The organism is Kineococcus lubricus (assembly GCF_050871965.1).
Classification (GTDB): domain Bacteria; phylum Actinomycetota; class Actinomycetes; order Actinomycetales; family Kineococcaceae; genus Kineococcus.
The window spans coordinates 1-8,504 of record NZ_JBJLSK010000060.1 but is presented as its reverse complement, the minus strand read 5'-3'; the positions used below and the strand labels follow the sequence as shown (position 1 = coordinate 8,504).

Annotated in this window: 9 protein-coding genes; 5 read left to right on the top strand and 4 right to left on the bottom strand. The window is 74.4% G+C overall.

Annotation, left to right across the window (positions count from 1 at the left end; all coding sequences use genetic code 11):
• Positions 1-405: 405 nt before the first annotated feature.
• From ACRYRX_RS22365 to ACRYRX_RS22350, 4 genes are all read left to right on the top strand, one after another.
• A complete protein-coding gene (locus ACRYRX_RS22365) occupies positions 406-1,104 on the top strand; it encodes a DUF2291 domain-containing protein (RefSeq protein WP_432515398.1) in 699 nt (232 codons plus the stop codon).
• The gene (locus tag ACRYRX_RS22360) at positions 1,101-2,639 is read left to right on the top strand and encodes a sugar ABC transporter ATP-binding protein (protein ID WP_432515396.1); all 1,539 of its coding nucleotides are present in this window, start codon (positions 1,101-1,103) and stop codon (positions 2,637-2,639) included. Before ACRYRX_RS22365 ends, ACRYRX_RS22360 begins: the two co-directional genes overlap by 4 nt.
• A complete protein-coding gene (locus tag ACRYRX_RS22355) occupies positions 2,636-3,775 on the top strand; it encodes an ABC transporter permease (protein ID WP_432515394.1) in 1,140 nt (379 codons plus the stop codon). Before ACRYRX_RS22360 ends, ACRYRX_RS22355 begins: the two co-directional genes overlap by 4 nt.
• Positions 3,776-3,886: 111 nt before the next feature.
• Positions 3,887-4,855 (top strand): D-ribose ABC transporter substrate-binding protein, encoded by a 969-nt coding sequence (locus ACRYRX_RS22350; RefSeq protein ID WP_432515400.1) that lies wholly within the window; start codon positions 3,887-3,889, stop codon positions 4,853-4,855.
• Between the two features lie 53 nt (positions 4,856-4,908).
• Here the strand turns inward: ACRYRX_RS22350 and ACRYRX_RS22345 are convergent, their stop codons facing one another.
• Genes ACRYRX_RS22345 through ACRYRX_RS22330 form a run of 4 tightly spaced genes read right to left on the bottom strand, consistent with a single transcriptional unit; the run spans position 4,909 to position 7,727 of the window.
• Positions 4,909-6,156, bottom strand: coding sequence for an acetamidase/formamidase family protein (locus ACRYRX_RS22345; protein WP_432515393.1), 1,248 nt, complete (start codon positions 6,154-6,156; stop codon positions 4,909-4,911).
• A 58-nt stretch (positions 6,157-6,214) separates the two neighbouring features.
• On the bottom strand, positions 6,215-6,802 hold the full coding sequence (locus tag ACRYRX_RS22340; protein WP_432515391.1) for a hypothetical protein: 588 nt from the start codon (positions 6,800-6,802) through the stop codon (positions 6,215-6,217).
• A gap of 34 nt (positions 6,803-6,836) precedes the next feature.
• On the bottom strand, positions 6,837-7,454 hold the full coding sequence (locus tag ACRYRX_RS22335) for an MBL fold metallo-hydrolase (protein ID WP_432515390.1): 618 nt from the start codon (positions 7,452-7,454) through the stop codon (positions 6,837-6,839).
• 24 nt (positions 7,455-7,478) lie between these two features.
• Entirely contained in the window at positions 7,479-7,727 is a 249-nt protein-coding gene (locus ACRYRX_RS22330) for a hypothetical protein (protein ID WP_432515388.1), read from the bottom strand.
• Positions 7,728-7,989: 262 nt separating this feature from the next.
• Here ACRYRX_RS22330 and ACRYRX_RS22325 point away from each other — a divergent pair, with 262 nt between their 5' ends.
• Entirely contained in the window at positions 7,990-8,454 is a 465-nt protein-coding gene (locus ACRYRX_RS22325) for a YbaK/EbsC family protein (RefSeq protein ID WP_432515386.1), read from the top strand.
• Positions 8,455-8,504 lie beyond the last annotated feature (50 nt).

Sequence of the window (8,504 nt, the reverse complement as noted above, 5' to 3'; positions counted from 1 at the left end):
CCTTCGGCGGCCATGCGTTCGACGCCGGTGGGGGAGTTCTCGGCGTAGCGCAGGGTGTGGTGGGACTTGGCCAGGTTGCGGGAGACCCGCATGCCCATCTTGCCGCCGGCGCCGACGACGGCGACCTGCACGGCCGGGGTCACGGCCGGAGCTTCGGTGGTGGTCATGGTGAGTGCTCCTGTCGGTGGGGGAGCCGGCGACCGGGACGAGGTGGTGCCGCCCGGCGCTCGACGCTCCGTCGCGTGAAGGCCCCGTGGCTCGTGGAGGCGCGGCCAGCTTACGACGCCCCGACCACATCTGGTCAACCGGTTGACGCGCCGGGGTTCGGCTGGTCTGATCTCCCCAGCACGCACCGCAGCGTTCACCGCTCCCGCCACGTCGTCGTGGCCGCAGAACGAGGTCCCCATGACGGATGTCCACCCGCGCAGCCCCTCTCGCGCCCCCGCCGCCCCGTCGCGGCTCGCCCGCCGCCGCAGCCGGCGCCGCCGGGCGGCCGTCGCGACCGCCGCCGGTGTCGCGCTCGTCGCGGCGATGGCCGCCGGCACCGAGGTCCGATCCACCGAGGCCGCCGCGCAGCAGGCCGCCGCCGCCACCTTCGACCCCCGGGCCTGGGCCGCGGAGAACTACCCCCGCCAGGTGGAGGGCATCACCGGTTCCGCCGTCGACCTGGCCCAGCTGCTCGGTGAGGTCGCCGCCGACCCCGAGGCCGCCGGGCAGCGCTACGGGCACAAGACCGGAGCCACCAGCCCGTACACCTACCCGGTCAGGACCACCGGGACCGCCGGTGCCGTCCAGGGCACCTTCGTGAACCTCCAGGTCCCCGGCCTGCCCGCCGGGACCATCGTGCGCGTGCAGACCGGGCCGGCCATCACCGGGACCGCCGTGCGCGACGCCACCGGGACCGTCGAGTTCGGGCAGTTCACCAACCAGGTCGACTACGCCGCCGCCGGGACCGCCCTCAACGACCAGGTGCGCAGCACCGTCCTGGACGGCCTCGACCCCGCCACCCTCGCCGGCCGGCAGGTCGAGGTCGTGGGCGCGGTCTCCCTGCTGACCCCCACGAGCATCGCCATCACGCCCGTGCAGCTGGACGTGGCCCCGTGACCGCAGCGACCGCGGTGCTGTCCGCCGTCGACGTCACCAAGGTGTTCGGCGGCACCCGCGCCCTCAAGGGCGTGAGCCTGGACGTCGCCCCCGGACGGGTGACGGCCCTGTTCGGGGAGAACGGCGCCGGCAAGTCCACCCTCATGAAGATCCTCGCCGGCATCGAGACCCCCACCACCGGCCGGGTCGTCCTGGACGGGAGTGACCGGGAGTTCACCTCCGCCCGCGAGGCCGCGGACGCCGGGATCTCGATCATCCACCAGGAACTGAGCCTGTGCCCCAACCTCAGCATCTCCGACAACCTGTTCCTCGCCCGGGAACGGCGCACCCGCGGCGGCGGGGTCGACCGGCGCACCCAGCAGCAGCTCGCCCGCGACGTCATGGCGCGCCTGGAGGAGGACCTGGACCCGCGCACCGACGTCGGCGACCTGCGCCTGGGCCAGCAGCAGCTCGTCGAGATCGCCCGCGCCCTGCTGCAGGAGGCGCGGGTGCTCATCATGGACGAACCGACCTCCGCCCTCAGCGCCGCCGAGGTGGACGTGCTGTTCGCCGTCGTGCGCGACCTCACCGCGCACGGGGTCGCCGTCGTCTACATCTCCCACCACCTCGACGAGGCCCTCGAGATCGCCGACGACGTCGTCGTCCTGCGCGACGGGTCGCTGGTCGCCCGCGCCGAGGCCGCCGACGTGGACGTGGCCTGGATCGTGCGGCAGATGGTCGGCCGCGAGTCCGACGCGCTGTTCCCCCACCGCGACCCGCGGCTGGGCGAGGTGCTGCTCGACGTGCGCGACCTCGTCGTCGCCGACCCCCGCAGCCCCGGGCGCCTGGCGGTCGACGGCGTCAGCTTCCAGGTGCGGGCCGGGGAGACGGTCGGCCTGTACGGGCTCATGGGCGCCGGCCGCACCGAGCTCCTAGAGACGGTCGCCGGGCGGAACCCCGTCGGCAGCGGGCAGGTCCTGATCGACGGCGAACCGTTGCGCGGCAGCATCGCCGAGCGCATCGCCGACGGGGTCGTCCTCGTCCCCGAGGACCGTCAGCGCGACGGCCTCGTGCAGTCGATGAGCGTGGGGCGCAACCTGTCCCTGGCCAGCGTCACCGGTTTCACCCGCCGCCTGCTGCTGTCCCCGCGGCGCGAGCGCGCGCAGGTGGCGCGGATGGTCCGCGACGTCACCGTCAAGACCGCCGGCCCCGACGCCCCCATCGGTTCCCTGTCCGGCGGCAACCAGCAGAAGGTCGTCATCGGCAAGGCCCTCATGACCTCCCCGCGCCTGCTGCTGCTGGACGAACCCTCCCGCGGCGTCGACGTCGGCGCCAAGGCCGACGTCTTCGACCTCATGGCCCGCCAGGCCGAGCACGGCCTGGCGGTGCTGTTCACCACCTCCGAGGCCGAAGAGGCCCTGCACGTCCCCGACCGGTTGCTGGTGCTCTCCCGCGGCCGGCTGGTCGGGGAGTTCCGCCGTGGCGAACTGACGCGGGAGCAGTTGATGAGCGTCAGCGACGGCGCGACGACCCCCACCCCTGGAGCGACCCGATGACCACCGACCAGCAGCACCCGGCGCCCGGGGCCGCCCGCGAGGCCGTCTCCACCGCCGAGGCCCGCGCCGCCGCGGCCCGCGAACGGCGGCTGCGCGTGCTGGACCTCGCCTTCGAGGCCCGCGCCTTCATCGCCCTCGCCGTGCTGATCGTCGCGTTCTCGATCCTGTCCGACAGCTTCCTCACCGGCTCGAACCTCATCACGATGACCCGCCACGTGGCCATCAACGCCGTCCTGGCCCTCGGGATGCTGCTCGTCATCCTCAAGGGCGGCATCGACCTGTCCGTCGGGTCCATCGTCGGGCTGTCCGGCGTCGTGGCGGGAGAACTGCTGCGGGGCCTGCGGATCGACGCCTTCGGGGTCGTCCTCTACCCGCCGGTGTGGGTCGTCGTCGTCATCGCCGTCGCCGTCGGCGCCGTCGTCGGGACGGTCAACGGCCTGCTCGTCACCCGCCTGCGGGTGGCCCCGTTCATCGCGACCCTGGGCATGCTCTACGTCGCCCGCGGCACCGCGCTCATCATCTCCGGCGGGGAGACGTACCCCAAGCTCGCCGGTGACCCCGAACTGGGCAACACGGGTTTCTCCTTCCTCGGCAGCGGCCGCCCGCTGGGCCTGCCCACGTCCATCTGGGTCATGGTCGTGTTCGCGGTCCTGGTGACGCTGCTGCTGGCCCGGGCCCCCTTCGGGCGCTGGCTGTACGCCACCGGCGGCAACGAACGCGCCGCGGAACTGTCCGGGGTCCCGGTGGCCCGGGTGAAGACGCTCGTGTACGTCGTCTCCGGGGCGTGCGCCGCGGTGGCCGGCCTGATCATCGCCTCCGAACTCACCTCCGCGGCACCGCAGGCCGGGGAGTCCTACGAGCTCAACGCCATCGCCGCCGTCGTCATCGGCGGTGCCGCCCTGTCCGGCGGCCGCGGCAACGTCCGCGGCACCCTCGTCGGCGCCTTCGTCATCGGTTTCCTCGCCGACGGCCTCGTCCTGCTCGGGGTCTCGACCTTCTGGCAGATCTTCATCAAGGGCGCGGTCATCGTCCTGGCCGTCGCCCTGGACCAGGGGCAGCAGCGCCTGCAGCGGCGCCGGTCGGCGGCCAGCGCCGTCGTGCGGGCCGCGGCGCCGACCACGCCCACCACGACCTGAACCCGTTCTCCCAGCTCCCGATCCCCGTCGACGACGACCCTGGAGGTCCCCGTGCCCGTTCCCGTCCCCGCCCCGTCCCGCCGCAACGTGCTGGGCCTGGCGTTCCTCGGCCTGACCGCCACCGCCGGGCTCGCCGCCTGCGGCGGCGACTCCGGCGACACCCAGACGCCGGCCGCGGCCGGTGAGACCTCCACCGGGGGATCGGGGGGTGGTCAGGCCGGTGGCCTCATCGCCATCATCACCCCCTCCCCGGACAACCCGTTCTTCAAGGCCGAGGCCGACGCGGCCAAGGCGAAGGCCGAGGAACTCGGCTACGAGACCTCGGTCAGCTCCCACGACGACGACCCGAACAAGCAGAGCGAGCTCATCGACTCCGCCATCTCCCGCGGGGCCGTGGCGATCGTCCTGGACAACGCCGGGGCCGACGCCTCCATCGGCCCGGTGCAGAAGGCCACCGACGCCGGGGTCCCGGTGTTCCTCATCGACCGCGAGATCAACGCCACCGGCATCGCCGTGTCGCAGATCGTCTCCAACAACTCCCAGGGCGCCCAGCTGGCCGGGCAGGCCTTCGTCGAGGCCACCGGCGGGAAGGGCAACTACGTCGAGCTGACGGGCAAGGAGTCCGACACGAACGCGGGGGTCCGTTCCCAGGGTTTCGCCGACGTCATCGGCCAGTACCCCGACCTGGTCAAGGTCGCCACCGAGACGGCGAACTGGGACCAGCAGGAGGGTTTCGCCAAGATGGAGACCATCCTGCAGCGCAACCCCGACATCGTCGGCGTCATCGCCGGCAACGACACCATGGCCCTCGGCGCGGTCGCGGCCCTGAAGGCCGCCGGCAAGACCGGCGTGAAGGTCGTCGGTTTCGACGGCAGCCCCGACGCCATCGCCGCCATCAAGGCCGGGGACATGCACGCCACCGCGCTGCAGCCCGCCGCACTGGGCGCGCAGAGCGCCGTGGAACAGGCCCACGCGTACGTCACCGACGGCAAGACCGGCCAGCCGGAGAAGCAGTCCATCGACTGCGAGCTCGTGACGGCGGAGAACGCCGACCAGTTCGGGGTGTTCGCCCGCCTGTGAACCGGCCGGGGTGGTCGCGGGGGAGGGTGCCGGTCCCCGCGACCACCCGGCGGTCAGGACGGGAAGTCGGACTTCCGGATGGTGGCGTGGACCCCGACGGTCCGGTCCACGACCTGGGACAGGTGGAAGTCGGTCGCGGCGGACAGGTACGCGTACGCCACCGGCTCGGGCATGCCGAGGTCGGAGGTCAGGAAGTCCAGCGCGTGCCGCACGGCGTCGCGCATCGCCACGTCCAGGTCGGTCCCCTGGCCCTCGCCCCCCGGGCCGTCCGGGTCGCTCAGACCCATCGGGATCCAGTGGTCGGGCGTCTCGGCGAACGGGAACTCGCGGGTCTGCCGCGGGGCGCCGCCCTCACCGGGGCGCACGATCGACAACCGGACGGTGGCGCGCAGCGAACCCTCCATGGCCGTCAGCGACACCTCGCCGTCGCCCTGGGCCATGTGCGGGTCGCCGACGAAGAACATCGCCCCCGGGACCCGCACCGGCAGGTACAGGGTCGAGCCCACCACGAGGTCCTTGACGTCCATGTTCCCGCCGGCGTCGGTGGGCGGCACCGAGTCGACCATCGCGGAGGTGTCGCGGGCGACGCCCATCGTGCCCAGGAACGGGGCCAGCGGGAACCGCGCGGGCACCGGGCCGGGCAGCGCGCCCACGAGGCCGCCGCCGCTGGTCGCGACGGAGGTGAACACGCTGATGTTCCCGCCCACGTTGAAGTAGTCGGCCACCAGCGGGTTCCCCACCCACTTCTCGGGCAGTTCCCCCGGCAGCGCACCCTTGCCGTGGCGGTTGGAGATGACGCCGTAGGGGACCCGCAGCGCCAGGTCCAGCACCTCGACCTTCAGGACGTCCCCGGGCAGGGCGCCGTCCACCGCGACGGGGCGGTTCACGACGTGCGGGCCGGGGCCGTCGTGCGGGACCTGCGCGGCGATGGCGACCGCGTCGTCCAGGACGTCCTCGGCGGCGACGCCGAAACCGGAGAAGTAGGCGCGCGGGTCCTTGCCCTGGTCCTCCAGGATCCCCTCGTGCGACACGGTGTCCAGCGTCACGACGTCCCCGGGGGAGACGACCACCGACGGTGCGGTGTCGCGGTTCGGCAGGTGGCCCCACAGGACGTTGCCGGGCGTGGAGGCGACGTAGGCGCCCCGCCGGGGGCCGCTGCCGGGTTGCAGGACACCCGGGACCAGCAGGGCGTTCGCCGCCGAGGTGCCCGTCGTGGCGGCGAGGGCGCCGGTGCCGAGGGTGACGCCCGCGGCGGCGCGCAGCAGCGAACGGCGGGCGGGGAGCAGGGGGTGGGAGGACATGGCGGCATGTCAGCAGGTCGCTGTGACGCAGCTGTGTCCTCGCTGTTTCCTCGGGGTTTCAGCGGGAGGCGCGGACCAGCCCGGCCGCGGCCTCGGCCTCCAGCGCGGCGAGGTCGACCAGCAGGCTCGCCTCGCCGTGGAGGCGGTCGCTGAGGGCGTCCACCCCCGGTGACAGCAGCGTCAGGTCCCCCCGCTCGGCGAGGTCGGCGAAGATGCCGTCGTTGCTGACGACCACGAACTCCACCGGGTCGGGCACGTCGCGCGCGGCCGCCAGCAGCGCCAGGTCCGCGACGTCGGCGCCGTCGGGGACGGCCTGCGCGCGGTCGGCGAACTCCTCCAGCCACGGCCGGGCGCGGGCGACGGCCCCGACCTGACCGGCCAGCGCCACCCGGTCGGCCTGCCGGGCCAGGTCCAGGACCACCGCGAGCCGGGCCCGCAGCCGGGCCGGGCCCGCGCGCAGGTTGTCCAGGTCGACCAGCAGCACGCGCGTCGCGCCCTGCCCCGCCCACACGGGGTACCCGCGGACGAGTTCGCGCAGGGCGTCGCTCAGCGGGTCCGGGCCGACCCGGACGACGTCGTCGGGCAGGTCGGCGAGGTCGAACCACTCGTAGTCGGCGTACTCGCCCGGCGCCCCGCCCAGTCCCATGGGTCAACCCTCCCACTGCCGCCGTCGGTCCGGTTCACCAGCCGCGTTCGCGCCACTGCGCCAGGTGCGGGCGCTCGGCGCCGAGGGTGGTGGGGGCGCCGTGGCCGGGGTGGACGACGGTGTCGTCGTCGAGCACGCCGAACAGGCGCTCGGTGACGTCGGTGAGCAGGCGGTCGAAGGCCTGCGCGTCACCGAAGGTGTTCCCGACGCCGCCGGGGAACAGCGAGTCTCCGGTGAAGAGGTGGTCGGGGCCGTCGGGGTCGCGCAGCAGCAGCGCGACCGAGCCGGGGGTGTGGCCGCGCAGGTGGATCACCTCCAGCTGCACGTCGCCGACGCGGAGGACGTCGCCGTGGACGAGGCGCTGCTGGACGGGCAGGGGCAGGTGGTCGGCGTCGTCGTCGCCGGCGGCGGTGCGGGCGCCGGTGGCCTCCACGACGGCGGCGAGCGCCCCGACGTGGTCGTGGTGGCGGTGGGTCGTGACGACGAGGTCGAGGTGGCCGTCGACGAGGGCGAGCAGCGTCTCGGGTTCGGCGGCGGCGTCCACCAGGAGCCGCCGGCCGGTGCTGCGGCAGCGGACGGCGTAGGCGACGTTGTCCATCTCGCCCACGTGGGCTTCGTCGAGGACGGCGGTGGCGGTCGTCGTGGAGGCCATGGCGCGACGCTACCGAGGGCGTCCTCAGCGCGGGCCGGTGGCCTCGCGGGTGACCTCGCGGGTGGCCGGTCCGCGCAGGTCGACGACGGTGGGCGCGGGCTGGTGGTGGGCGTGCAGCCGGCGGGCGAGGGCGACGGCGAACGCCATCGTGCACAGGCCGTAGAAGGCGGCGCGGGGCCCGTGGCCCTGGGCGGCGAACCCGCCGGTGAGGGCGAGGCAGCCGAGGGCACCGATGAGGTGCACGAGGTCCATGAAGGATCGCCAGACGGCCACGGGACGATCCTGTCCCGGGACGGGGCGTCGTGCACGGCGCCCGCGGGAAGTCCACCGGCCCGGTCCACCCGACTTCACGCTGGGTCGCACGCTCAAACTCTACGTAACGATCAGGTGACGTGCTCCCCGGAACGGCCGGGCGGACGTGCACGCCCGGCCGATCCCCGCCAAGCTCGGAGCACCGTCCCGCGTCGCCGCGACCCCGACCGGCCCGGACCCCGGCGACGCAGGGCGACGAGCCGTCCCGAGCGGAGGAGTCCCCTTGCACCGCAACGCAGTCGCCGTCGCCGAGGCCTTGCGCAAGGCCGGCGCGGCCGGTGAGGTCGTCGAACTCACCTCCGCGGCGCGGACCGCGGCCCAGGCCGCGGACGCGCTCGGCTGCCCGGTCGGGGCGATCGCGAACAGCCTGGTGTTCCTCGCCGACGGCGAGCCGGTGCTCGTGCTGACCAGCGGCGGGCACCGCGTCGACGTGCCGACGACGGCGGCCGCCCTCGGCGCGCGCGAGCTCAGCCGCCCCAAGGCCCCGGCGGTGCGGGCCGCGACCGGCCAGCCGATCGGCGGGGTCGCGCCGGTCGGGCACCCGCGGCCCCTGCGCACCGTCATCGACGTCGACCTGCTGCGCCACGACGTCGTGTGGGCGGCGGCGGGGACCCCGCACGCGGTGTTCCCCACGACGTTCGCCGAGCTCGTGCGGATCTGCGACGCCGAACCCGTCCGCGTCGCCTGAGCCCCCGACGACCGACGGCCCGCCGTCCCCGCAGCGCGTGCGGGGACGGC